This is a genomic window from Streptomyces sp. NPDC097640 (genome assembly GCF_040302705.1).
Lineage (GTDB): Bacteria > Actinomycetota > Actinomycetes > Streptomycetales > Streptomycetaceae > Streptomyces.
Map to the genome: position 1 here is coordinate 125,014 of NZ_JBEOSB010000003.1, position 23,517 is coordinate 148,530.

The window sequence follows — 23,517 nt, forward strand, 5'->3', positions numbered from 1 at the left end:
CGGCGTGCCCCGGCGCGCCTTCATGGCCCTCGGCCTCGCCGCCGTGCTGCCGGTGAGCGCCTGCACCTCGGAGAGCAAGGACAACAAGGGGGGCAAGGGCGGCTCCCCCGGCACCCTGCGGATCCTGGCGAGCAGCGAGCTGACGGACATGAAGCCGGTGCTGGACGCGGCGCGCGAGGCGACCGGCGTCACCGTCGAGGCCACCTGGTCCGGCACCCTGGACGCGGTCGAGCGGGTGGCGTCCGGGAAGGCGGACGGGGCGTACGACGCGATCTGGCTGTCGTCCAACGACTATCTGCGGCTGCGCCCGGAGACCGCCAGGAAGATCACCTCGGAGACGCCGGTGATGACCTCGCCGGTCGCCCTCGGCGTCAAGGCGGACGTCGTACGGCGGCTGGGCTGGCACCCGGACCAGGTCACCTGGGCGCGGATCCACCAGGCGGTGGCCGACGGGAAGCTGACGTACGGGATGACCGACCCGGTGCGCTCCAACTCCGGCTTCTCGGCGCTCATCTCGATCGCCTCGGGGCTGTCCGGCGCCCAGTCGGCGCTGCGCGACGCGGACGTACGGAAGGTCACGCCGAAGCTCAAGGAGTTCTTCGCGGGGCAGAAGCTGACGTCCGGCTCCTCCGGGTGGCTGGCCCAGGCGTACACCCGGCGCGGCGATGTGGACGCCCTGATCAACTACGAGTCCGTCCTGCTGTCCCTGAACCGCGACCACCACACCGACCTGACGGTGATCCGTCCCCGGGACGGCGTGGTGACCGCCGACTACCCGCTCACCGCGCTCGCGTCGGCGTCCCAGGGCGCGCGGGACTCGGTCCGCGCGCTCACCGAGTATCTGCGGTCCGCCAAGGCCCAGCGGACGCTGACCGAGCGGACCTTCCGGCGCCCTGTCGTCACCTCCGTACGCCCCGCGGCCCCGCTGTCCGCCGCCAAGCGGCGCGAACTGCCCTTCCCCGGCACCCGGTCGGTGGCCGACGGGCTGCTCGCCGCGTACGAGAACGAGCTGCGGCGCCCCTCGCGGACGGTGTACGTGCTGGACACCTCGGGCTCGATGGAGGGCGACCGGCTGGACCGGCTCAAGTCGGCGCTCACCCAGCTGGCCGGCGCGGACGGCTCCCCCACCGGGGAGCGGTTCCGGGACCGGGAGGAGGTGACGCTGATGCCCTTCGGCTCCGCGGTGAAGGCGGTCCGTACGCACACGGTCCCCGAGGACGACCCGGGTACGGCGCTGGCCGCGATCCGCGCGGACGCCAAGGCGCTGACCGCCGAGGGCGACACCGCGATCTTCAGCAGCCTGCGGGAGGCGTACCGCCATCTCGCCAAGCGGGCCTCGGACCTCGGGGACGACCGCTTCACCTCGGTCGTGCTGATGACGGACGGGGAGAACACCACCGGGGCGTCCGCCGGCGACTTCGAGTCCTTCTACCGGCGCCTCCCCCAGGCGCAGCGGGCGACCCCCGTCTTCCCGATCGTCTTCGGCGACTCCGACCGGGCCGAGCTGGAGGGCATCGCCTCCCTCACCGGCGGGCGCCTCTTCGACGCGACCAAGAGCTCGCTGAACGAGGCCTTCGAGGAGATCCGTGGCTACCAATAAGGCTCTGCGCTATCTGGAGTCCCGCAAGAACATCGCCGGCAGCGCGGCGGGGATCGCGGGCCTGGCCCTCACCTTCACCGGTCTCGCGGGCGCGTACTGGCCGGTGGTGGTGGCGGGCCTGTACGGCGCGGGCGCGCTGATCGCCCCGCCCGAGCGGCCCGCGGCGCCGAACTTCGCCGACCCCGCCCGGGAACTGGACGCCCTGCGCGAGGACTTCACGCGGCTCCGGGACTATCTCGCCCAGGTCGAGCTGCCGCCCGCCGCCTCCGGCCGGCTCACCGAGCTGGACGGGCTGCTGGCGGCGCTGCTCGACCCGGAGCTGGCGGGCGAGGCACTGCTGCTCGACCCGGAGGGGACGTACACGCTGTCGCGGATCATCCGCCACGACGTCCCCGAGGCCGTGGACACCTACGCCCGGACCCGCTGGTGGACGCGGCTCTCCCCGGGCGCCGACCCGCCCGAGCGCCATCTGGAGCGCCAGCTGACGCTGCTGTTCGACGAGGCGGACGCGATGGCCTCCGCCCTGCGCGACGCGGAGGCCCGCCGCCAGCAGACGCACACCCAGTACCTGGAGGACCGGGGGCGCAACCACTAGAGCTGGTGACACCGGGCCATCGGACGGCCATTAGGATCCGATCGGCCCGGCGTGCACGGCGGGCCTCGGTACAACGGGGAGCACCACATGAGGAAAAGAATCGGCGGAATCGCCCTTGCCGCCGCGTTCGCGTCGGTATTCGCCACGGCCTCGACCGCGAGCGCCGCGAACGAGGGCGTGGGCTGGAAGCTGGAGTCCGGCTCGCCGTACTTCATCACGAATCTTCAGCACAACAGCACGTACACCCTCACATTCGTGACGCAGAAGTCGCAGAGCTGGCTCACGCCGTATCTGAAGGTTCCGGTCCAGCAGCTCAACGCCATCCCGGAGGTGAAGAACGCGGGAATCAAGTTCGTGCTGTCCACCAAGATCGAGGGCGGGACGAACTACCAGAACAAGAAGTACTGCGCCGGGCCGCAGAACCACATCATGTTTCTGCTGAAGTACCGGCCGATGGGGAAGGCGGGCTTCTCGCACGCCCTTCCCTGCTACAACACCAGGAACAACTCCGCCTGGGGCGGATATGTCGAGATGGACACCGAGTACTGGACCAGTACGGGCAAGGAGAACGCCTGGTTCGGCTCGAACAAGGCCAAGGCTCACGCGATGACCCTCAACGCGGTCACCCATGAGCTGGGCCACATGATGGGTCTGGATCACCCGGACCCGGCCAAGTTCAGCCCGAACGAGAACCGGCCCGTCATGGCGTCGCCGAACGGCGGCTATCTGAACACCAACGGCGGCAAGTTCACGGCCGCGGACCAGCGCGGCGTCAAGAAGCTGGTCTCCAACGGCGGCTGACGCGCCCCGACGAGGCAGGGCCCCGCACATGGGTGCGGGGCCCTGGCCTTGAACGGCGCGGCAAAGCTGTCGCCCGGAGCTCTCGCTCAGCCGAGGCGCTCGACGAGCGCGCGGTGCTCGTCCCACATCTCCTTCGGCGTGTGGTCGCCGAAGGTGCGCAGGTGGTCGGGGACCAGCGCCGCCTCCTCGCGCCACACCTCCTTGTCGACGGTCAGCAGCAGGTCGAGGTCGGCGTCGGCGATGTCCAGGCCGTCGGTGTCCAGCGCCTCGCGGGTCGGCAGCACGCCGATCGCGGTCTCCACGCCCTCGGCCTGGCCGTCGAGGCGGTCGACGATCCACTTGAGCACCCGGCTGTTCTCACCGAAGCCCGGCCACACGAACCGGCCGCCGGCGTCCTTGCGGAACCAGTTCACGTAGTAGATCTTCGGCAGCTTGGCCGGGTCGGCGGCCTTGCCGATCTTCACCCAGTGGGCCATGTAGTCGCCCATGTTGTAGCCGCAGAACGGCAGCATGGCGAACGGGTCGCGGCGCAGCTCGCCGACCTTGCCCTCGGCCGCGGCGGTCTTCTCGCTGGCCACGTTGGCGCCGAGGAAGACGCCGTGCTGCCAGTCGAAGGACTCGGTGACCAGCGGCACCGCGCTGGCGCGGCGGCCGCCGAAGAGGATCGCCGAGATCGGCACGCCCTTGGGGTCCTCCCACTCGGGCGCGATGATCGGGCACTGCCCGGCGGGCACGGTGAAGCGGGCGTTGGGGTGGGCGGCGGGGGTCTCGGACCCGGGCGTCCAGTCGTTGCCCTTCCAGTCGGTGAGGTGCGCGGGCGCGTCCTCCGTCATGCCCTCCCACCACACGTCGCCGTCGTCGGTGAGCGCGACGTTGGTGAAGACCGAGTTGCCCCACAGGGTCTTCATGGCGTTGGCGTTGGTGTGCTCGCCGGTGCCGGGCGCGACGCCGAAGAAGCCCGCCTCGGGGTTGATCGCGTAGAGCCGGCCGTCCTCGCCGAAGCGCATCCAGGCGATGTCGTCGCCGATGGTCTCGACCGTCCAGCCGTGGATGGTCGGCTCCAGCATGGCGAGGTTGGTCTTGCCGCAGGCGCTGGGGAAGGCCGCCGCGACGTACTTGGCCTCTCCCCGCGGCGGGGTGAGCTTGAGGATCAGCATGTGCTCGGCGAGCCAGCCCTCGTCGCGGGCCATGACGGAGGCGATGCGCAGGGCGTAGCACTTCTTGCCGAGCAGCGCGTTGCCGCCGTAGCCGGAGCCGTAGGACCAGATCTCGCGGCTCTCGGGGAAGTGGGAGATGTACTTGGTGCTGTTGCACGGCCAGGGGACGTCGGCCTGGCCGGGCTCCAGCGGGGCGCCGAGGGTGTGCACGGCCTTGACGAAGAAGCCCTGGTCACCGAGGACGTCGAGGACGTCCTGGCCCATGCGGGTCATGGTGCGCATGGAGACCGCGACATACGCGGAGTCGGTGATCTCGACGCCGATCGCGGACAGCGGCGAGCCGAGCGGGCCCATGCAGAACGGCACCACGTACATGGTCCGGCCGCGCATCGAGCCCCGGAAGACGCCCTGCTCCCCGGAGAAGATCTCCCGCATCTCGTCGGGGTGTTTCCAGTGGTTGGTCGGGCCCGCGTCCTGCTCGCGCTCGGAGCATATGAAGGTGCGGTCCTCGACGCGCGCCACGTCGGTGGGGTCCGAGGCCGCGTAGTACGAGTTCGGCCGCTTGATCGGGTCGAGACGCTGGAAGGTTCCCCTGTCCACGAGCTCCGCGCACAGGCGGTCGTACTCCGCCTCCGAGCCGTCGCACCACACCACCCGGTCGGGCTGGGTGAGCTCGGCGATCTCGCCGACCCAGGAGATCAGCTCCTGGTGGTTGGTGGGGGCTGCGGTGGTTGAGGAAGCCACATTGCTGGGCGCCACGATCGCTCCATCCCGCCGGGACCACCTCGGTCCGGCGTCACTGATTGAGGGTTTGGGCGGATATGTGCACTCATACCCGCATATTTGGACTTCTGGAGGTTATGGAGACAGCTACCCCTTGGGGGCTGCGACCCGGATGCTCAGCTCATCCGGTGCCGACCGCGCTCATTTGATCATCCGACTGCTCGGCCGTTCTGTCCAGTGGACGCATTGGTGACCATCACCACTCGAAACAGGGGGGTAACCTACGGTTGCGTAGGTAGCATGAGCGCCATGACTGCCGCCGTGCCCGACCCCCCCGTTGACGCTTCGGTTGACACCACACCCGGGTCCCCAACAGCTCCGCCGGTACCGCTCAAGCCGCGGCTGCGAGGGTGGCTGCACGCCGGCATGTTCCCCGCCGCGCTGGTCGCCGGGGTGATCCTCACCGCCCTCGCCGACAGCCCGCGCGGGCGCCTGGCCTGCGCCGTCTTCACTCTCACCGCCTGCGCGCTGTTCGGCGTGAGCGCCCTGTACCACCGGGGCAACTGGGGCCCGCGCGCCACGGCCATCCTGCGCCGGCTGGATCACGCCAATATCTTCCTGATCATCGCGGGCAGCTACACGCCCTTCACACTGCTGCTTCTGCCCCAGGGCAAACAGCAGTTGCTGCTGTGGCTGGTGTGGGCCGGGGCGCTCGCCGGGATCGCCTTCAGGGTGTTCTGGGTCGGCGCCCCGCGCTGGCTCTACACCCCCTGCTACATCGCGCTGGGCTGGGCGGCGGTCTTCTTCCTCCCCGACTTCCTGCGCACCGGCGGCATCGCCGTCATGACCCTGATCGTCGTCGGCGGGCTGCTCTACAGCGTGGGCGCGGTGATCTACGGCACCAAGCGCCCCAACCCCTCACCGCGCTGGTTCGGCTTCCACGAGGTGTTCCACTCCTTCACGCTGGCCGCCTTCGTCGTCCACTACGTGGGCATTTCCCTGGTGGCGTACCAGCACGCCTGACACATTCCCCATCGATTGACAGCCCCCATCTTTTGAGAGTTACTGTCACTTGACGGTAACTCTCGGAGGTGTGCCTTGTCCGCTGTCTCCCCTGCCCCGGAAATCCCGAACGCCCTGGATCCGCGCCGCTGGTGGGCGCTGGGAGCCCTGGTCGCCGCCCTGCTGGTGATCGGCTTCGATACGACGATCCTCAACATCGCCCTGCCGCAGATGGCCACGGCGCTCGGCGCCGACACCGGCCAACAGCAGTGGATCGCCGACTCGTACACCGTCGTCTTCGCCGCCGGAATGCTCCCGGCCGGTCTGCTCGGCGACCGGTTCGGCCGCCGCTCGATGCTGGTGGCGGGCCTGGGCATCTTCCTGGCCGGCTCGGTCGTCGGCACCCTCGTGGACTCCGCGGGCCTCGTCATCGCCGCCCGCGTGATCATGGGCCTGGGCGCCGCGCTGATCACGCCCCTGTCCATGGCCGTCCTGCCCTCCGTCTTCGGCCCCGAGGAGCGCGCCAAGGCCATCGGCGCGCTCAGCGCGGCCGCGGCGCTCGGCATGCCGCTGGGACCGCTGGTCGGCGGCTGGCTCCTGGACCACTACTGGTGGGGCTCGGTCTTCCTGATCAACATCCCCATGGCCGCGATCGCCATGGTCGTCTGCCTGCTCCTGCTTCCCGAGACCCGGGACCCGGCCGCCCCCAGGGTCGACCTCGTCAGCACGGCGCTGATCACCACCGGGCTCTGCGCCCTCGTCTACGGCATCATCGAGGCCCCGCACCGGGGCTGGTCCGACCCGCTCATCTGCACCGCGCTCGCCGCGTCGGCTGCGCTGCTCACCGGACTCGTGCTGCGCGAGCGGCGGGCCGTACGCCCCGTGCTCGACCTGACGCTGCTGCGCCGTCCGGCCTTCCTGTGGAGCGCCGTCACCGCCATGCTGGTGAGCTTCTGCCTGCTGGGCCTGATGTTCGTCCTGCCGCAGTACCTCCAGGCCGTGCTCGGCTACGACGCCTTCGGCACCGGGCTGCGGCTGCTGCCCATGATGGGCGGGCTGCTGATCTCGGCCCGCACAGCCGCCCCGCTCGCCGCGCGCTTCGGGGCCCGGCCCGTGATCGCCGGCGGGCTGCTGGTGCTCGCCGCGGCCGCGTTCCTGGGCTCGCGCACCCAGGTGACCGACGGCTACGGCATGACCGCGCTCTGGCTGACGCTCACCGGCTTCGGCTTCGGCCTCGGCGTCGTCCCGGCCATGGACGCGGCCCTCGGCTCGCTGCCCAAGGACCGCGAGGGCACCGGCTCGGGGCTGCTCATGACGCTGCGGCAGGTCGGCGGCGCGATCGGGATCGCCCTGCTGGGCAGCCTGCTCGCAAGCGCGTACCAGGACCGGCTGGACACCACCGGACTGCCGCCGGGCGCGGCGGGGATCGCCGACGACTCGGTGATCGCGGCCCGGCTGCTGGCCGAGCGCCTGCACAGCCCCGAGCTCGCCGCCTCGGCCGACCGCGCGTTCGTCCACGGCATGGACCTGACCCTGCTGGTCACCGCCGCCGTCTCGCTGGTTGCGGCCGCCCTGACCGCACGCTTCATGCCAGGCCGCGCCACACACGACGGTCAGACCACGGAGGCCCCACCCATGGCCCAGGAGCACAGCGATGCCCGACAATGAGATTCATGGCACGTACCACCCCCGCGGCCCCGCCCAAGCTCGGACTGCGTGAGCGCAAGAAGATCCAGACCCGGCAGGCGATCCGGCGCGCCGCGTACCGGCTCTTCCAGGAACAGGGGTACGACGCCACCCCGGTCGACCAGATCGCGGAGGCCGCCGAGGTCTCCCCCAGCACGGTCTTCCGCTACTTCCCCACCAAAGAGGACATCGTCCTCACCGACGAGTACGACCCGCTCATCCTGGAGACGCTGCGCGCACGGCCCCTCGACGAGCCGCCGGTGACGTCCCTGCGCCACTCGCTCGTCGGCCTGATCCGCCAGTACGCCGAGGACTCCCGCGGGGAGTTGGAGGTCAGGCTGACGCTGATCCGGCAGGTCCCGGCGCTGCGCGGGCGGATGAGCGAGGGCATGACCCAGACCCGCGACATGCTGGGCGGGGTGCTGGCCGAGCGCAGCGGGCGGGCGGCGGACGACCTCGACGTGCGGGTGGTCGTGGCGGCAGTCCTCGCGGCGGTGCAGGAAGCGATCTTCCACTGCTTCGACCGCGGGCGGATCGAGGACGTGGAGAAGGAGATCGACCACGCGCTGGAGATCCTGGCCCGCGGCCTGACCCTGTGACGCCGGGTGGCCGCGAGACGGCGCCTCCCGAGAAACCTCACCCCAGCTTCCCGGCCAGCACCCCCGCATCCCCCGTGGGCGCGTCACACGTGAACCGGCGGCACACGTACGCCGCGGGCCGCCCCTCCAGCAGCGGGCGGTCCAGCAGCAGCGGCACCTCCCCGGAGCCGGGCTCGCCGACCGCGACGACCGCCCCGGGCGCGGTGCCCAGGAGCGCGGCCCGGTGCAGGGCGCGCGTCGCCGGGTCGTCGCCCTGGCCGACGATGGCCACCTCGCGCGGCCCGTCCAGCAGCGCCTCGGCCACCGCGAGCCCCCACCCGATGAACCGCGGCGCGCGCGCCCCGAGCGCCCGCACCACCCCCAGCGCGCGCTCGGCCGCCTCCCGGGGCCGGTCCTCGCCGGTGACGGCCGCGTACGACAGCAGCGCCCCGGCGGCGGCCGTCCAGCCCGACGGCGCGGCGTTGTCCGTCGGGTCCTGGGGGCGGCGGATGAGCTCCTCGGCGTCGTCCGCGGTGTCGTACAGCGTGCCGTCCTCGGCCGTGAAGTGACGCAGCACGGTGTCCAGCAGAAGCCCCGCGATCTCGACCCAGGCGCCCTCACCGGTCACGGACGACAGCGCGAGGAAGCCCTCGGCGACATCCGCGTAGTCCTCCAGGACGCCCGCGTGGGATCCGGCCGTGCCGTCCAGCGAGGTGCGGGCGAGCCGGGCGCGGTCGTCCAGGTGGACGCGGACCAGCAGGTCGGCGGCGGCCACCGCGGCCTCGACGAGGTCGGGGCGGTCGAAGTACGCCCCGGTCTCGGCGAGCGCGGCGATCGCCAGCCCGTTCCACGCGGCGACCACCTTGTCGTCGCGGCCCGGCCGCGGCCGCCGCCCGCGCGCCGCGAGCAGCCGCTCCCGTACGGAGGCGACGCGCCCGGCGTCGGCCAGCGCCTCGCGGTCGGGGAGCCGCAGCACGGAGGCGCCCTGCTCGAAGGTGCCTTCCTCCGTCACACCGAAGTACTCGGCGGCCAGCTCGGCGTCCTTCTCCCCCAGCACCTCGCGCAGCTGCTCCGGGGTCCAGACGTAGTACGCGCCCTCGGCGTGGCCGCCCTTGCCGTCGTCGCTGTCGGCGTCGAGGGCCGAGGCGAACCCGCCCTGCTCGGTGCGCAGCTCGCGGACCATGAACTCGGCGGTCTCCACGGCGACACGGCGCGCCAGGTCGGAGCCTGTGGCCCGCCACAGATGCGCATAGACGCGACACAAGAGCGCATTGTCATACAGCATCTTCTCGAAGTGCGGCACGGTCCAGGTCTCGTCGACCGCGTAGCGCGCGAACCCCCCGCCCAGCTGGTCGTAGATGCCGCCGCGGGCCATCGCCTCGCAGGTCGCCTGGACCATCTGGAGCGCGGCCTCGGAGCCCGTGCGGGCGTGGTGGCGCAGCAGGAACTCCAGCACCATGGACGGCGGGAACTTCGGCGCGCCCCCGAAACCGCCGTGTACGGCGTCGAATTCGCGGGTCAGCGCCATCAGCGCGGTGGGCTGATCCTCCGGCCCCGGCGGCCGGGCGTCCCCGTACGCCAGAGAGGCCCCGCCGCGCTGGGCCAGGTCCCGCACGATGCGCGCGGCCACGTCCTTCACCTCGTCCCGGCGGTCCGCCCACGCGGCGCGGACGCCCTCCAGCACCTGCTGGAAGGACGGCATGCCGTGGCGCGGCGCCGGCGGGAAGTACGTGCCGAAGTAGAAGGGCTCGGCCTCGGGCGTCAGGAAGACCGTCATCGGCCAGCCGCCCTGGCCGGTGGCGGCCTGCACGGCCTCCATGTAGACGGCGTCGACGTCGGGCCGCTCCTCGCGGTCGACCTTCACGGACACGAAGTGGGCGTTGAGGTAGTCGGCGGTGGCCTCGTCCTCGAAGGATTCGCGGGCCATCACATGGCACCAGTGACAGCTCGAATAGCCGACGCTCAGCAGCACGGGCACCCCGCGGCTGCGGGCCTCCTCGAACGCCTCGTCGGACCACGGCCGCCAGTCGACCGGATTGTCCGCGTGCTGAAGAAGGTACGGAGATGTCTCGTGCGCCAGACGGTTCGGCATGCCCCCATCCTCCCTCAACTCACGTCCGACGCGAGTTATCCACAGGCCTGCCGGATATGAGCCAGAAACGGAACACTTGGTGCTGGCAGGAGGGGGACGAAGATGCCGGGATCACCGACCGCGCTGCGGGACAGTCATCGTGGAGAGGTCGAGCGGCTGCTCGCGCGCGCCGTCGAGGAGGAGGTGCGGCGCTCCGGCGGGCGGACGAACGGCGGGGTGCTGCTGGGTCGCGCGCGGGCCGCGATGGAGGGCATGGCGGCCACCGCGGCCGAGGAGTACGGGGCGTATGTGCGCGCGCTGGAGGAGTCGGAGGCGGAGAGCAGGCCGCTGTCGTCGCGGCTGACGCGCCGGCAGCTGGGCACGCCGATGCTGGCCACCGCGGCCGCGGCGGCCGGGGCCATCGGCGCGGACCTCTCCTGGGGCACCTCGGTGGGCACGGCGCTGGGCGCGGGCGTGACCGCGGCGGTGGCCGGTTCGGCGGCCGCGGTCGTGGGGCTCACGGCGGGCCACTGGCCGGCCGCCCACCGCCGGGCCGCGCTGCGCAACCAGCCGGGCGGGGCGGAGCAGCTGAGGCTCCAGTGGCTCACGGCCGTGGAGGTGCGCGGCATCCGGCCGTTCATCGACCGGCATCGGATGACGACGGCCGCCACGCGGAGAAGCAGCGGGACCGACCGGGTCTCCGGCTCCGCGGCGGGCGCCGGGTCCGGCTCGGGCGGCGGCCCGGGGGCGAGCGGCGGTTCGGGTTCGGGCGGGGGCGGCGGGAGCCGTGTGGGCTCCGGGGGCCGCGCCGGGAAGGCGCCCCGGCTGCGCGGTGCCGACCGCAGCCAGGCGGCCCGCAGGCGCAGCGTGCTGGAGCAGTCCTTCGGCCATCTCCCGGAGGCGGACGGCCCGTTCGCCGGGCGCCGGGCGCAGATCACCCAGATCGCCCAGTGGGTCCAGCAGGCGCGGGCGAGCACGGAGACCAGACCGACGGTGGTGCTGCTGGAGGGCCCGCCCGGGTCGGGCCGGACGATGCTGGCGGTGCGGGCGGCGCACCATCTGCGCGACCAGTTCCGCGGCGCGTGTCTGGTGGATCTGCGCGGCGACAGCCACGACCAGGCCCCGCTGCCCACCCGAGACGCGCTGCTGCACCTGCTCAACCGGCTCGGCGCGCCCCGCGACCAGCTGCTGTTCCGGGAGCGGTCGGCCCAGGAGCAGCACATCAGGCGGCTCACCGAGCTCTACCACCAGCATCTGACCGGGCTGCCGGTCACCATCGTGCTGGACGACGCCAGCGACGCCGAGCAGGTGCGCACCCTGGTCCCGGAGCGGTCCGACAGCCTGGTGCTGGTCACCTCGCGCGCCCCGCTCACGCTGCCGCCCGAGCTGGCCGCGTGGGTCCACCGGCTGGAGGTGGGCCCGCTGGACGAGCCGGGCGCCGAGGAACTGCTGCGCGCCTCCGCCGAGGAGCCCACGGGCGCGGGCCCCTACGACGGGCAGTCCGTGGAGCGGATCGCCGAGCTGTGCGGCCGGCTGCCGCTGGCGCTGCGCATCACGGGCTCCTCGCTCGGCCTCCGTACCCCCGGCGCCCTGGTCACCGCGCTGGAGGCATACGGCCCGGTCGGCCCCGTCGAGCGGGCGCTGTGGCTGCGGTACACCGACCAGACCGAGGGCGGCCGGCGGCTGCTGCGCCGTCTCGCGCTGGCCGGGCGGGCGAGCCTGGGCGCCGCCGCCGCTGCCGCGCTGCTGGAGACGGACGACCAGGAGGCGGTCCGCCATCTGGACGCGCTGGCCCGCGCCGGGCTGATCCAGCACGTCCGCGGCAGCCGTTACCGGCTGCACGACCTGGTGCGCGGCTTCGCCCACGGCCGGCTGATGGACGAGGAGGAGCCGGCCCGGCGCACCGCCGCCCAGGAGCGGCTGATCCGCAGCTACGCGGAGCTGGCGGACTCGGTGATCCGGATGGTCGACGGCAAGACCTCCACCCGCGCCGACATGTTCACCCGGGGCGCGGCCGGCGGCCACGGCTTCACCTCCCTGGACGCGGCGCTGCGCTGGCTGGACGACGAGTCGAGCTTCATCACGGCGGCCCTGCGCCATGCCGAGGGCGTCGACCAGTCGGCGGTGCTGCATCTGCTGGGCGCGCTGTGCGACTACTGCCTGCTGCGCGGCGACCTGTACCGGCTCGGCGAGATCAGTGAGCTGACGCAGGCCGTCGACCAGGGGCTGCTGATGCGCTCGGTGCAGTGGCGCACCGGCATCGCGGCCCGGCAGCTGGGCGAGCTCGACCAGGCCCGCACCACCCTGTCCTCGGTGGTCGACCTGTATTTCGAGGCGCAGCACGAGGCGGGCGCGGCCCGGGCGCTGTGCAGCCTGGGCATCACCCTGCACCACCAGGGCAATCTCACCGAGGCCGCGGCGAAGCTGACCGAGGCGATGGAGCTTCAGTCGGCCGGCGAGCTGCGCGCGGACCGGGCGTGGACGATGCACGCGCTGGCCGCGGTGGAGCGCGACCGGGGGCGGCTCGCCGAGGCGCTGACGCTGCTGGACGAGGCCCTGGAGCTGCACCGGGAGAGCGAGAGCGTGCACGGCCAGGCGTGGGCGCACTTCCAGCTCGGCCAGGCGTGTCTGCGCATGGGCGATGTGCCGCGCGCGGAGCGGGAGCTGCGCGAGGCGCTGGAGGCCTATGGCCGCACCCACGACCAGCGCGGCGAGGCGTGGGCGCTGACGCAGCTGGCCCGCGCCCGGCTGGTGGCCGGGGATGCGTCGGCGGCCGTGGACCGGCTGCGCCAGGCCCTGTCCCGGCACCGGGAGAACGAGGACGCGCGGGGCGAGGCGTGGACGCTGTACTACCTGGGCCAGGCGCTGGAGGAGCGGGGCGACCACGACTCGGCGGTGCGCGACCTGGAGCGGGCCCGCACGATGTTCAGCCGGATGAGGGATGTGTACGGGCTGGCCTGTGCCCGTCACCACTCGGCGCGGGTCACCCGGGATCTGCGGGCGGCGCAGACAGGCTCGCTGCGCAACAGCGGATTCGCCCGGCAGCTGCTCCAGGACGCGCGGCAGGACTTCCACCGGGTGGGGGTGGCCCATGGCGAGGCGTGGTCCTGTGTGGAGCTGGCGGTGATCGACGCGGGAAACGGCCGGGCGTCGCAGGCGCTGGATCTGGTGGACGAGGCGGCGCGGCTGTTCGCGGGGTACGGCGACCGGCGCGGCGAGAGCTGGGCCCGGTTCCTGCGCTGCACGCTGCTGCCGTTCGCCTCAGCGGGCGGCTCGGTCGTGGGCACGGCGGTGGCCCAGGAGGAGCTGATGGAGCTGCTGGGCGAGGTGCGGTCGGCCGACTGGGCGGGGGACGCGCGGCTCCAGGGGTACGCGGAGGCGTTCACGCTGGTGCTGGAGCGCGGCGTGGAGCCGGAGACGGGATGGCAGGCATGGCAGCTCGGCATGGTGCCGAGCCGCCACGCGCGCGAGATCATGGCGGTCCTGCCGGCCGCGGCGGAGGTTCAGGACACCCCGTACGGCTCCGCTGACCGAGGTGACGACGACGACCAGGACGGCCACGACGACCGGGGTGACCTATGACACGGTGATCCATGACACAAGGTGCCCTATGTCACCTGTGCCACGCGTGCCACCGGGGCCACTCCAGGGGCGGCGGGTCCGGAGGGCGGCCGTCAGGCCGTGCGCTCGCCCGTGGTGCCGCCCCGGGCTCCCTTCGAGGATGCGGCGGCCGGGGTCTCCCCGGCCTCCGGCTCCTCCTCGAAGTCCACCTTCTTCATGTGCTTGTTCATGGACTTCATCAGCAGCCACACCGCGCCGCCGATCACTGCGAAGACGATGAAGCCGAGGACGCCCGGCGTCACCTTGTTCTCGTCGAGCTCCTTGGCGAGCGACACGAGTTGTGTTGCGGCGAGGGTGCTGGTCGCGCTCATCATGAGCTCAATTGTTGCGGATGCCCGCGAAGAGGTCGTCCTCGGGGAGGGAAGTGTCGACGAGCGACTTGGCGAGCTCGTACTCCTCCGTCGGCCAGACCTCCTTCTGGATGTCCATCGGCACCCGGAACCAGCCGCCGTCGGGGTCGATCTGGGTGCGGTGCGCGATCAGCGCCTTGTCCCGGATCTCGAAGAATTCGGAGCAGGGGATGTAGGTGGTCAGGGTGCGCTCGGCCCGCTCGAACTCCTTCCAGCGCTCCAGCCACTCCCCGTACGGCGACTCCAGGCCGCGCGCGAGCAGCGCCTCGTGCAGCGCCACGGTGCGCGGCCGGTTGAAGCCCTGGTTGTAGTAGAGCTTCAGCGGCTGCCACGGCTCGCCCGCCTCGGGGTACTTCTCCGGGTCCCCCGCGGCCTCGAAGGCCACCATCGAGATCTTGTGGGTCATGATGTGGTCGGGGTGCGGATAACCGCCGTTCTCGTCATACGTGGTGATGACATGCGGCTTGAACTCGCGGATCAGCTTGACCAGCGTCCCCGCCGCCTCGTCCACGTCCTGGAGCGCGAAGCAGCCCTCGGGCAGCGGCGGCAGCGGGTCGCCCTCGGGCAGCCCGGAGTCCACATAGCCCAGCCACTCCTGCTTGACCCCGAGGATCTCGCGCGCCTCGTCCATCTCCTTGGCGCGTACCTCGTGGATGTGCTCCTCGATGTAGGGGTCCCCCTGGAGCTTGGGGTTGAGGATGGACCCGCGCTCACCGCCTGTGCAGGTCGCGACCAGCACGTCCACCCCCTCGGACACGTACTTGGCCATGGTGGCCGCGCCCTTGCTCGACTCGTCGTCGGGGTGGGCATGGACGGCCATCAAACGCAGCTGCTCAGTCAAGTCTCGATCCTCGGTGATTCGTCGTGGAAGACGGCTTCTATAGTGACCCAAACCGGGGGCGAATAATTCCGCGTCCGCCAACCAGGAGGAACGATCATGGCCACGGTGCGTGAGGGGCTGCCGGACGGGCGTTACGGCCGGTCGGCGGACCAGCGTGCCGACCGCAAGCTGAAGATCCTGGGCGCCGTGCTCGGCGCCGGGTTCCTCGCCATGATCGCCTGGTTCGGCTACTCCTACATTACGGGCCAGGAGATCAGCGGCCGGGTGATCGCCTTCAAGGTGGTCTCCGACGACGCGGTCGAGGTGCGCCTGGAGATCACCAAGGACACGGGCACCGCCGGGGTGTGCACCCTCCGCACCCTGGACGCGGATCACGCCGAGGTGGGTCGCAAGGACTTCACCTTCGGCAAGGGCCAGGGAGACACGGTCAAGGTCGTGACGGTCCGCACCACGGGACGGGCGACCACCGCCGAGCTTGTCGGCTGCGACCCTGTGTCGGGCGACTGAGCCCCGTCCGACCTGCGCTGACGCGTTTCGTACGCATTGCGCCCACAATCCTCCTCCCCGTTTCGACCCGGAATTGTTAGGCTCGTGGTTTCGCCCGGCTTTGAAGGCGCACCCTTCTGAGTAGGGCGTTCATTTGTATTCCCAGCACCGACGAGGAGCACCTGTGACCCAGACCAGCGAGAACGTCACCTGGCTGACCCAGGAGGCGTACGACCAGCTCAAGGCCGAGCTGGAGTACCTGTCGGGTCCCGCACGTGTCGAGATCGCGAAGAAGATCGAGGCTGCCCGCGAGGAAGGTGACCTGCGGGAGAACGGCGGGTACCACGCGGCCAAGGAGGAGCAGGGCAAGCAGGAGCTCCGCGTGCGCCAGCTCACTCAGCTGCTCCAGCAGGCGAAGGTCGGCGAGGCCCCCGCGGACACCGGTGTGGTGGCCCCGGGCATGGTCGTCACGATCGCCTTCGACGGCGACCCTGACGACACCCTGACCTTCCTCCTCGCCTCCCGCGAGTACGCGAGCTCGAACGTCGAGACCTACTCGCCGCAGTCTCCGCTGGGCTCGGGTGTGAACGGTAAGAAGGTCGGCCAGGACGCCTCGTACGAGCTGCCCAACGGTCGCACCGCCTCGGTGAAGATCCTGGAGGCCAAGCCCTACCAGAGCTGATGATCACCTCGATCTCGGCGGCCGCCTTCCTCAGGCGGTCGCCGAGCGGTATTTCCGGACCGCCAGCGTCCGGAAGAACAGGATGATCACGGTCGACCAGAGGACCGAGGCGAGCACCGGGTGCTGCATCGGCCAGGCGTCCGAGACCAGCCCCTCGGGGTTGCCGAACAGCTCGCGGCTCGCCTGCACCGTGGCGCTGAACGGATTCCAGTCGGCGATGTGCCCCAGGAAGGCGGGCATCTTGCTGGAGGGCACAAAGGCGTTCGAGATGAACGTCAGCGGGAACAGCCAGATCAGCCCGCCGGAGGTGGCCGCCTCGGGGGTCCGCACGGACAGCCCGATCAGCGCGCCGATCCAGGAGAAGGCGTATCCCAGCAGAAGCAGCAGCCCGAAGGCCGCGAGCGCCTTCAGCACCCCGTCGTGGACCCGCCACCCCACGATGACCGCGACGATCGCCAGCACCACCAGCGTCAGCGCCGTCTGCACCAGATCCGCGAGCGTACGGCCGGTGAGCACCGCGCCGCGGGCCATCGGCAGCGAGCGGAAGCGGTCGATCAGGCCCTTGTGCATATCGTCGGCGATCCCGGCGCCCGCGCCCGCCGTCGCGAAGGTGACGGTCTGCGCGAAGATCCCCGCCATCAGGAATTCCCGGTACACATTCGCGTCCGCGCTGGTCTGCCCCGGCACCATGATCGCGCCGCCGAAGACATAGCTGAACAGCACCACGAACATGATCGGCTGCACCAGGCCGAACACCACCACCTCGGGAATCCGCATCATGCGGATGAGATTCCGACGGGCGACGACCAGCGAGTCGCGGACCGACTGAACGGGCCCGCTCCGGATCCGGGGGGACACGGCGACGCGGGTCCCCCGCGCCGGAGCCGCCTCGGGTGTCGCCTCTCCCTCAACTACCGCTGGGCGGTGTCCCTGGGCCATCACTGGACCTCCTCATCGGACCCGTCACCCTCGGCCCCGTCGCCCTCGGCGCCATGGCCCGTGAGCGAGATGAAGACATCGTCGAGGGTCGGGCGGCGCAGCCCGATGTCGTCGATCTCCACCCCGCGCGCATCCAGCTCCCGGATCACCTCGGCGAGCAGCTTGGCCCCGCCGACGACCGGGACGGTGACCTTGCGGGTGTGCCGCTGCACGGCCGGCTCGCCCTTGCCGAAGCCCCGCAGCACCTCCTCCGCGACCTCGATATGGGGCCGCTCATGGACCACCACCTCCACCCGCTCCCCGCCCGTGCGGGCCTTGAGCTGGTCGGAAGTGCCGCGCGCGATCACCCGGCCGTGGTCGATCACACAGATGTCGTCCGCCAGATGATCGGCCTCCTCCAGATACTGCGTGGTCAGCAGCAGCGTCGTGCCGCCCGCCACCAGCTCCTGGATGACCTCCCACAGCGCCTGCCGGTTGCGCGGGTCGAGACCGGTGGTCGGCTCGTCCATGAACATCACCGGCGGGCTGACGACCAGGGCGGCCGCCAGGTCCAGGCGGCGGCGCATCCCGCCGGAGTACGTCTTGGCGACGCGGTCCGCCGCGTCCTTCAGATGGAACCGCTCCAGCAGCTCGCTCGCGCGCGCCTTCGCCTCCCGCGCGCTCATCTGGTACAGCTGGCCCACCATGCGCAGGTTCTCACGGCCGGTCAGATACTCGTCCACCGCGGCGAACTGGCCGGACAGGCCGATCGACCGGCGCACCTCGTTCGGATACCGCAACACGTCCACACCCGCGACCCGCGCCGCACCGCTGTCCGGCTGGAGCAGGGTGGTCAGCACGCGCACCGCGGTGGTCTTCCCCGCCCCGTTGGGCCCGAGCAGCCCGAGCACGGTCCCTTCCGGTACGTCGAGATCGACCCCGTCCAGAGCTCTGACATCGCCGAAGGTCTTCACCAGACCTTCGGCATAGATGGCACCTGGCATATGCGTCCCCCATCGGGCGTGTTCATAGAAGGATCTAACTTTCGCCCGAATTACCCCGCCTGTCCATGCCTGTGGAAAACCTCTACGACATCACCGTGTAGCCCGCCTCGCGCAGCGCCTCCCGCACCTCGTCACAGTGCTCCGACCCCTTCGTCTCGAGGCGCAGCTCCACCTCCGCCTCGGCCAGCCCGAGCCGCGGATCGGTCCGTACATGGCCCACGTCCAGCACATTCGCGTCGACCGCCGACAGCGCCGCCAGCAGCGTGGCGAGCGCCCCCGGGCGGTCGGTGAGCCGCAGCCGCAGCGAGAGATAGCGCCCGGCCGCGGCCATGCCGTGGCGCAGGATGCCCTGCATCAGCAGCGGGTCCACATTGCCGCCCGAGAGCACCGCCACCACCGGCCCCTCGAAGGCCTCCGGCTCCATGAGCAGTGCGGCCACCGGGCTGGCCCCGGCCGGCTCGACCACCAGCTTCGCCCGCTCCAGGCACAGCAGCAGCGCGCCGGCCAGCGCGTCCTCGGAGACCGTACGGACCTCGTCCACCAGCTCGTCCACGATCCGGAACGGAACCTCGCCCGGCCGCCCCACCTTGATCCCGTCCGCCATCGTCGTGGGCGACTCGATCGACACCGGGTGCCCGGCGGCCAGCGAGGGCGGATACGCCGCGGCGCCCGCCGCCTGCACCCCCACCACCCGTACGTCCGGCCGCAGCGCCTTCACCGCCACCGCCACCCCCGCCGCGAGCCCGCCGCCGCCGACGCCCACCACGACCGTGCGCACCTCGGGGCACTGCTCCAGGATCTCCAGGCCCACCGTGCCCTGCCCCGCGATGATGTCCGGGTGGTCGAAGGGGTGGATGAAGACTGCGCCCGTTTCCCGGGCGTACTCCTGTGCGGCGCGCATCGTCTCGTCCACGATCTGGCCATGCAATTGCACGTCCGCGCCGTAGTCCCGGGTGGCCGCGATCTTCGGCAGCGGCGCGCCCTGCGGCATGAAGACGGTCGAGCGCACGCCCAGCAGCGAGGCGGCCAGCGCGACGCCCTGCGCGTGGTTCCCGGCGCTGGCCGCCACCACGCCCGCGGCCCGCTCCTCGGGGCTGAGCCCGGCGATCCGCACATAGGCGCCGCGCAGCTTGAAGGAGCCCGTGCGCTGGAGGTTTTCGCACTTCAGATGGACCGGAGCACCGACCAGGCCGGACAGATAGCGGCTGCCTTCGAGCGCGGTGACCCGGGAGACCCCCGACAACATCTTCTGCGCCGCGCGCACCTCGTCGAGCGTGATCGCGGACGCCGGGACACCGGAAGCCGGGACTCCGGAAGCGGGCTCCGGAGTACCGGAAGAAGAGGTACCGGAAGCGGGGGTCGTGCGTGGGGCCATGGTCCCAAGTCTCGCAGCTCGCCCCACGTGCTCCAGGGAGGGCCGGATCGGGGCGGCAGGTTTCTGCAGCCCCCGTACGGGCGGGCCCCCAGCCGCGTACTCTGTGCCCCATCCCACAGACCACCGCATGAAGTGAGCCTTAGTCCATGCCCACCCAATCGGACATGACGACCCACCTCGACACCGGCGTACTCGACCTCCTGCAACACCAGGTCGCGGTCTTCGCCCGGCGCGCCGAACAGACCCGTCTCGGCGGCGTCGGACAGGCCCGCAACTCCATGGACCGCGCCGCGTATCTCCTGCTCAACCGGCTCGACCAGGAAGGGCCGATGGGTGTCAAGGCGCTCGCCGCGGGCATGGGCATCGACTCGTCCACCGTCACCCGGCAGGTCGCCCCGCTGGTCGACTCCGGCTTGGTCAAGCGCACCTCGCACCCCGAGGACGGCCGCGCGGTCGTGCTCCAGCTCTCCCCGCGCGGCAAGGCCCGCCTGGAGGAGGTGCGGTCCTCGCGGCGCGCGCTGATGGCACAGGTCACCGACGGATGGACCGCGGAGGAGCGGGACATCTTCTGCGACCTGCTCGGCCGCTTCAACGTCGCGCTGGCCGCCGCGCACGCCCCCGTGCCCCAGGCGGCGTCCGCCTCCTAGGCCTTCCCGGCCCAGCGCGCCCTGACGTCACGCCTCTTGACCGGATGGCCGTAACTGCCGTGTCCTGAAAAGGACCCGTGTCCCGAAGGGGGCAGGAGGCGGAGGGCTGGTGCGCGAGAGGCGGGCAGCACGGGAGAGCCGCCGGGCCCGGGAGTTCGCGGCGTTCGCCGCGGGGGCGGGCGGTCGGCTGCTGCATGCGGCGACACTGCTGACGGGGGAACCACCGGGGGAATCCAAGGACGCCGAGCGCCTGCTGACCACCGCGCTCGCCCGCACCTACGCCCGCTGGGACCGGCTGCGCGGGGAGGACCCGTACGACCGCACCCGCGCGGAACTCGCCGCCCTCTTCGCCCATCGCGCCTGGCGCTACCGCCGCCCCCGCGGCGGCCTCCTGGGGCGGCTCACCCCCCAGGAGCGCCTGGTGCTGGTGTTACGGCTGCATGAGGGCGTGGCGGAGGAGCAGGCCGCGGCCGCCCTCGGGCTGCCGGTCGAGCGGGTACGGGCGATCTGTACGCGCTCGGTGACGCTGATGCGCAGCCGCCCGCCGGGCGCGCCCGCGCCCGGGGCCGCGGTGCGCCGCGGGGACGCGAAGGCCCCGGCATGAGCTTCCCCGACCGCAAGGAGGACGAGGTCCGCCGGATGCTGGACGGCCCCTATCCGGCGGTGCCCCCGGACCTGCCCGGCCGGGCGGCGACCCGGGGGCGGCGGATGCTGCGCCGCCTCCGCGCCGTACGGGCCGCCGGCTGGGTCCTGCTGATCTCCGCGGTGATCGCCTTCGCGGTGTGGGCGGCGATCGTCCAGCCGTGGACGATTCCGCCGACCGACACCAGCCCGCCGGTCGAGGGCTGGTGAGGCCCTGGCGAGGGCCTGCTGAGAGCCTGGCGAGGGCCTGGCGAGGGCCCAAATCCAGCCAGAATCCAAGCCCTAGGCCAGGGCCTGACTGAGATCCGCCAGCAGATCGTCGACCGCCTCGATGCCGACCGAGAGACGCACCAGGTCGGCGGGCACCTCAAGCGCCGACCCCGCCGCCGAGGCGTGCGTCATCCGGCCCGGGTGCTCGATCAGCGACTCGACGCCGCCCAGCGACTCACCGAGCGTGAACAGCCGCGCCCGGTCGCAGACGTCGACCGCCGCCTGCTCGCCGCCCGCGACGCGGAAGGAGACCATCCCGCCGAAGGCCCGCATCTGCTTGGCCGCCACCTCGTGCCCCGCGTGCCCGGGCAGCCCCGGGTAGAAGACCTCGGTCACCTTGGGGTGGGCGACCAGCAGCTCCGCGACGCGGGTGGCGTTCGCGCTGTGCCGGTCCATCCGTACGGCGAGGGTCTTGACGCCGCGCAGCACCAGCCAGGAGTCGAACGGCCCGGCGACGGCGCCCATCGCGTTCTGGTGGAAGGCCAGTTCGTCGCCGAGGGCGGGGTCGGAGACCACCAGCGCGCCGCCGACGACGTCCGAGTGCCCGCCCATGTACTTGGTCGTCGAGTGCACGACGATGTCCGCGCCCAGCGCGAGCGGCTGCTGGAGATAGGGGCTGGCGAAGGTGTTGTCGACGACGAGCCTGGCCCCGGCGGAGCGGGCGATGTCGGCGACGGCGGCGATGTCGGTGATGCCGAGCAGCGGGTTGCTGGGCGTCTCCACCCAGATCACCTTCGTACGGGGCCGGAGCTCGGCCCGCACCGCGGCCGGGTCGGAGGTGTCGGCGACCGACCACTCCACGCCCCAGCGCTCCGCGACCTTCGAGAACAGGCGGAACGTGCCGCCGTAGGCGTCGTTCGGGATGACGACATGGTCACCGGGCACCAGAAGCGTGCGCAGCAGGCAGTCCTCGGCGGCGAGACCGGACGCGAAGGCCAGGCCGCGCCGCCCGCCCTCCAGCGCCGCCAGGTTCTCCTCGAGGGCGGTGCGGGTGGGGTTCGCGGAGCGGCTGTACTCGTATCCGCCGCGGAGCCCGCCCACTCCGTCCTGCTTGTAGGTGGAGACCTGGTAGATCGGCGGGACGACGGCACCCGTGAGCGGGTCCGCCTCCTGCCCCGCGTGGATGGCGAGCGTCTCGAAGCTCTGCGTGCCGCGCTGCGCATCGTCGCGCGGGGCGGGCTGCTGGGTGTGCTGGTCGGTCATGGGGCCGAGGGTAATGCCCACCGCGGTGCTACCGGGTTCACGCACTCCGCGGGCACATAGTCTGGAGCTCAGGCGTTCCTCCTAGGGGGACCGGGCCCGACTTCTCACGGGACAGCCGGGACAGCACCGGAGCAGCAGGGGACAGCAGGGGACAACAATGGAGAATCTGATCTTCCTCATCGCGATCGTCATGATCGGCGGTGTCCTCGTCGTGCCGGCCTTGCGCCGGATCCGCGGCACCGGCGAGGCCAAACGCGGCGGGGTGCTCGCCACGGACCCGGGGGCGTACGGCTTCGTGCCGCAGGACCGGCTGGACGTACGGCTGCCCGGCCCGGACCGCGAGCTGCTGGAAGCCCTGGAGGAGGTCCAGCGCACCCAGGACTGGCAGCCCGCCGCCCGGCTGCTGGCCCTCACCGACGCGGACTCCGAGCTCCGCTGGCAGCGCGTGCAGACGCTGGCCGGCGCCGCCGCCTTCGAGCTGGCCCACGCGCCGGGCCAGGGCGGCATGTGGCTGCGCACCTGGCGGGTCGCGGCACCCAAGGACCCGGGCGCGGCCGCCGTGCACGCCGAGTTCCTGGTCCGCCGGGCGCTGCGCGACCCGTCGTCGGACGACTTCCGGATGATCCTGGAGGAGGCGCGCACGGTCTGCGGCGAGGCGGCGCTGCTGGCCCCCGGCGACCCGGTGCCGTACATCATCGAGCTCGGCATCGCGCGCGGCCTCGCGTACCGGCAGGCCGACTTCGAAGAGCTCTGGTCCAAGGTCACCGAGCGCGCCCCGCACCACATGGGCGCCCACCTCGCAGCCCTCCACTACTGGTGCGAGAAGTGGCACGGCTCGCAGGAGCTCGCCGACTCCTTCAGCCACGCCGCCGCCGGCTCCGCCCCGGCCAAGACCCTCCTCCCCGCCCTCCCCCTCTTCGCGGTCTTCGAGCACCTCCCGGAGGCAAACCTGGTGCGCACCCTCTACCAGAGCGCGGTGGTCAGCCGCGCCATCGAGGGCGCCCTCTTCGCGGTCAACGAGGCCCCGGCCGACCACCCGGTCCAGCCCCACGTCCGCCACTTGCTGATCTGGTTCCTGGTGCGTGCCGAGCGCTACGCGGAGGCGATGGAGCAGCTCCGCCATGTGGACGGCCACGTGGGCGCGATCCCGTGGTCGTACGGCGCGGACCCGGCCGCCGAGTACGCGGTCTACCGGGCGCTTGCGGTGGCCGGCTGGGAGGGCCGGGGCGGCACGCCGGCGACGCTGCCGCGCTGAGGGGTGGGGG

General features: G+C 71.9%; 21 protein-coding genes. 13 read left to right on the forward strand and 8 right to left on the reverse strand.

What is annotated here, in order from left to right; translation table 11 throughout:
- The first annotated feature begins 22 nt into the window (after nucleotides 1–22).
- From ABTY62_RS04950 to ABTY62_RS04960, 3 genes are all read left to right on the forward strand, one after another.
- On the forward strand, nucleotides 23–1,600 hold the full coding sequence (locus ABTY62_RS04950) for a substrate-binding and vWA domain-containing protein (RefSeq protein ID WP_352128273.1): 1,578 nt from the start codon (nucleotides 23–25) through the stop codon (nucleotides 1,598–1,600).
- On the forward strand, nucleotides 1,587–2,195 hold the full coding sequence (locus tag ABTY62_RS04955; protein ID WP_352127957.1) for a hypothetical protein: 609 nt from the start codon (nucleotides 1,587–1,589) through the stop codon (nucleotides 2,193–2,195). Before ABTY62_RS04950 ends, ABTY62_RS04955 begins: the two co-directional genes overlap by 14 nt.
- A gap of 87 nt (nucleotides 2,196–2,282) precedes the next feature.
- The gene (locus tag ABTY62_RS04960; RefSeq protein WP_352127958.1) at nucleotides 2,283–2,996 is read left to right on the forward strand and encodes a hypothetical protein; all 714 of its coding nucleotides are present in this window, start codon (nucleotides 2,283–2,285) and stop codon (nucleotides 2,994–2,996) included.
- Nucleotides 2,997–3,082: 86 nt separating this feature from the next.
- On the opposite strand, the gene ABTY62_RS04965 is transcribed toward ABTY62_RS04960, so the two are convergent.
- The gene (locus tag ABTY62_RS04965) at nucleotides 3,083–4,912 is read right to left on the reverse strand and encodes a phosphoenolpyruvate carboxykinase (GTP) (RefSeq protein WP_352127959.1); all 1,830 of its coding nucleotides are present in this window, start codon (nucleotides 4,910–4,912) and stop codon (nucleotides 3,083–3,085) included.
- 264 nt (nucleotides 4,913–5,176) lie between these two features.
- Here ABTY62_RS04965 and trhA point away from each other — a divergent pair, with 264 nt between their 5' ends.
- The 3 genes from trhA (at nucleotide 5,177) to ABTY62_RS04980 (ending at nucleotide 8,163) form a co-directional block, all read left to right on the forward strand.
- The gene (gene trhA, locus ABTY62_RS04970) at nucleotides 5,177–5,899 is read left to right on the forward strand and encodes a PAQR family membrane homeostasis protein TrhA (protein ID WP_385340564.1); all 723 of its coding nucleotides are present in this window, start codon (nucleotides 5,177–5,179) and stop codon (nucleotides 5,897–5,899) included.
- Nucleotides 5,900–5,974: 75 nt separating this feature from the next.
- The gene (locus ABTY62_RS04975) at nucleotides 5,975–7,546 is read left to right on the forward strand and encodes an MFS transporter (protein ID WP_352127960.1); all 1,572 of its coding nucleotides are present in this window, start codon (nucleotides 5,975–5,977) and stop codon (nucleotides 7,544–7,546) included.
- Between the two features lie 5 nt (nucleotides 7,547–7,551).
- Nucleotides 7,552–8,163 (forward strand): TetR/AcrR family transcriptional regulator, encoded by a 612-nt coding sequence (locus ABTY62_RS04980; protein WP_352127961.1) that lies wholly within the window; start codon nucleotides 7,552–7,554, stop codon nucleotides 8,161–8,163.
- 37 nt (nucleotides 8,164–8,200) lie between these two features.
- Here the strand turns inward: ABTY62_RS04980 and ABTY62_RS04985 are convergent, their stop codons facing one another.
- Nucleotides 8,201–10,234 carry a thioredoxin domain-containing protein gene (locus tag ABTY62_RS04985; protein ID WP_352127962.1) on the reverse strand — a complete coding sequence of 678 codons (2,034 nt, stop codon included), beginning with the start codon at nucleotides 10,232–10,234 and terminating at the stop codon, nucleotides 8,201–8,203.
- A 102-nt stretch (nucleotides 10,235–10,336) separates the two neighbouring features.
- On the opposite strand from ABTY62_RS04985, the gene ABTY62_RS04990 reads away from it, so the two are divergent.
- Entirely contained in the window at nucleotides 10,337–13,795 is a 3,459-nt protein-coding gene (locus tag ABTY62_RS04990) for a tetratricopeptide repeat protein (protein ID WP_352127963.1), read from the forward strand.
- A gap of 92 nt (nucleotides 13,796–13,887) precedes the next feature.
- Here ABTY62_RS04990 and ABTY62_RS04995 read toward each other — a convergent pair whose 3' ends face one another.
- Nucleotides 13,888–14,145 (reverse strand): RAMP4 family protein, encoded by a 258-nt coding sequence (locus tag ABTY62_RS04995; protein WP_385340657.1) that lies wholly within the window; start codon nucleotides 14,143–14,145, stop codon nucleotides 13,888–13,890.
- A 7-nt stretch (nucleotides 14,146–14,152) separates the two neighbouring features.
- Nucleotides 14,153–15,025 (reverse strand): mycothiol conjugate amidase Mca, encoded by an 873-nt coding sequence (gene mca / locus ABTY62_RS05000; protein ID WP_352127964.1) that lies wholly within the window; start codon nucleotides 15,023–15,025, stop codon nucleotides 14,153–14,155.
- A 96-nt stretch (nucleotides 15,026–15,121) separates the two neighbouring features.
- Here mca and ABTY62_RS05005 point away from each other — a divergent pair, with 96 nt between their 5' ends.
- Nucleotides 15,122–15,532, forward strand: a complete 411-nt coding sequence (locus ABTY62_RS05005) for a DUF4307 domain-containing protein (RefSeq protein ID WP_352127965.1) — start codon at nucleotides 15,122–15,124, stop codon at nucleotides 15,530–15,532.
- A gap of 163 nt (nucleotides 15,533–15,695) precedes the next feature.
- Complete coding sequence (gene greA / locus ABTY62_RS05010; protein ID WP_352127966.1) at nucleotides 15,696–16,193, forward strand: transcription elongation factor GreA; 498 nt, start codon at nucleotides 15,696–15,698, stop codon at nucleotides 16,191–16,193.
- 30 nt (nucleotides 16,194–16,223) lie between these two features.
- Here greA and ABTY62_RS05015 read toward each other — a convergent pair whose 3' ends face one another.
- The 3 genes from ABTY62_RS05015 to ilvA form a co-directional block, all read right to left on the reverse strand.
- Nucleotides 16,224–17,132, reverse strand: a complete 909-nt coding sequence (locus tag ABTY62_RS05015; protein ID WP_352127967.1) for an ABC transporter permease — start codon at nucleotides 17,130–17,132, stop codon at nucleotides 16,224–16,226.
- The gene (locus tag ABTY62_RS05020; RefSeq protein WP_352127968.1) at nucleotides 17,132–18,115 is read right to left on the reverse strand and encodes an ATP-binding cassette domain-containing protein; all 984 of its coding nucleotides are present in this window, start codon (nucleotides 18,113–18,115) and stop codon (nucleotides 17,132–17,134) included. Before ABTY62_RS05020 ends, ABTY62_RS05015 begins: the two co-directional genes overlap by 1 nt.
- A gap of 82 nt (nucleotides 18,116–18,197) precedes the next feature.
- Nucleotides 18,198–19,361: a threonine ammonia-lyase gene (ilvA, locus tag ABTY62_RS05025; RefSeq protein ID WP_352128274.1), complete on the reverse strand. Its 1,164-nt coding sequence runs from the start codon at nucleotides 19,359–19,361 to the stop codon at nucleotides 18,198–18,200.
- 275 nt (nucleotides 19,362–19,636) lie between these two features.
- On the opposite strand from ilvA, the gene ABTY62_RS05030 reads away from it, so the two are divergent.
- The 3 genes from ABTY62_RS05030 to ABTY62_RS05040 all read left to right on the forward strand — a co-directional run bounded on the left by ABTY62_RS05030 (nucleotide 19,637) and on the right by ABTY62_RS05040 (nucleotide 20,989).
- Nucleotides 19,637–20,137: a MarR family winged helix-turn-helix transcriptional regulator gene (locus tag ABTY62_RS05030; protein ID WP_311726262.1), complete on the forward strand. Its 501-nt coding sequence runs from the start codon at nucleotides 19,637–19,639 to the stop codon at nucleotides 20,135–20,137.
- Nucleotides 20,138–20,246: 109 nt separating this feature from the next.
- Nucleotides 20,247–20,741 (forward strand): sigma factor-like helix-turn-helix DNA-binding protein, encoded by a 495-nt coding sequence (locus tag ABTY62_RS05035; RefSeq protein ID WP_352127969.1) that lies wholly within the window; start codon nucleotides 20,247–20,249, stop codon nucleotides 20,739–20,741.
- Nucleotides 20,738–20,989, forward strand: coding sequence for a hypothetical protein (locus ABTY62_RS05040; RefSeq protein WP_352127970.1), 252 nt, complete (start codon nucleotides 20,738–20,740; stop codon nucleotides 20,987–20,989). Before ABTY62_RS05035 ends, ABTY62_RS05040 begins: the two co-directional genes overlap by 4 nt.
- 72 nt (nucleotides 20,990–21,061) lie before the next feature.
- Here the strand turns inward: ABTY62_RS05040 and ABTY62_RS05045 are convergent, their stop codons facing one another.
- Entirely contained in the window at nucleotides 21,062–22,252 is a 1,191-nt protein-coding gene (locus ABTY62_RS05045; protein WP_311726265.1) for a cystathionine gamma-synthase, read from the reverse strand.
- A 157-nt stretch (nucleotides 22,253–22,409) separates the two neighbouring features.
- Between ABTY62_RS05045 and ABTY62_RS05050 the strand changes: the two genes are divergently transcribed.
- Entirely contained in the window at nucleotides 22,410–23,507 is a 1,098-nt protein-coding gene (locus ABTY62_RS05050; RefSeq protein ID WP_352127971.1) for a hypothetical protein, read from the forward strand.
- Nucleotides 23,508–23,517 lie beyond the last annotated feature (10 nt).

Excerpts from the sequence above, each read along its gene's own strand:
- ABTY62_RS04950 (WP_352128273.1), top strand. The coding sequence starts at position 23 with ATGGCCCTCGGCCTCGCCGCCGTGCTGCCGGTGAGCGCCTGCACCTCG.
- ABTY62_RS04960 (WP_352127958.1), top strand. The coding sequence starts at position 2,283 with ATGAGGAAAAGAATCGGCGGAATCGCCCTTGCCGCCGCGTTCGCGTCG.
- trhA (WP_385340564.1), top strand. The coding sequence starts at position 5,177 with ATGAGCGCCATGACTGCCGCCGTGCCCGACCCCCCCGTTGACGCTTCG.
- ABTY62_RS04980 (WP_352127961.1), top strand. The coding sequence starts at position 7,552 with ATGGCACGTACCACCCCCGCGGCCCCGCCCAAGCTCGGACTGCGTGAG.
- ABTY62_RS04985 (WP_352127962.1), bottom strand. The coding sequence starts at position 10,234 with ATGCCGAACCGTCTGGCGCACGAGACATCTCCGTACCTTCTTCAGCAC.
- ABTY62_RS04990 (WP_352127963.1), top strand. The coding sequence starts at position 10,337 with ATGCCGGGATCACCGACCGCGCTGCGGGACAGTCATCGTGGAGAGGTC.
- ABTY62_RS04995 (WP_385340657.1), bottom strand. The coding sequence starts at position 14,145 with ATGAGCGCGACCAGCACCCTCGCCGCAACACAACTCGTGTCGCTCGCC.
- ABTY62_RS05005 (WP_352127965.1), top strand. The coding sequence starts at position 15,122 with ATGGCCACGGTGCGTGAGGGGCTGCCGGACGGGCGTTACGGCCGGTCG.
- ABTY62_RS05015 (WP_352127967.1), bottom strand. The coding sequence starts at position 17,132 with ATGGCCCAGGGACACCGCCCAGCGGTAGTTGAGGGAGAGGCGACACCC.
- ABTY62_RS05020 (WP_352127968.1), bottom strand. The coding sequence starts at position 18,115 with ATGCCAGGTGCCATCTATGCCGAAGGTCTGGTGAAGACCTTCGGCGAT.
- ilvA (WP_352128274.1), bottom strand. The coding sequence starts at position 19,361 with ATGTTGTCGGGGGTCTCCCGGGTCACCGCGCTCGAAGGCAGCCGCTAT.
- ABTY62_RS05030 (WP_311726262.1), top strand. The coding sequence starts at position 19,637 with ATGCCCACCCAATCGGACATGACGACCCACCTCGACACCGGCGTACTC.
- ABTY62_RS05040 (WP_352127970.1), top strand. The coding sequence starts at position 20,738 with ATGAGCTTCCCCGACCGCAAGGAGGACGAGGTCCGCCGGATGCTGGAC.
- ABTY62_RS05045 (WP_311726265.1), bottom strand. The coding sequence starts at position 22,252 with ATGACCGACCAGCACACCCAGCAGCCCGCCCCGCGCGACGATGCGCAG.
- ABTY62_RS05050 (WP_352127971.1), top strand. The coding sequence starts at position 22,410 with ATGGAGAATCTGATCTTCCTCATCGCGATCGTCATGATCGGCGGTGTC.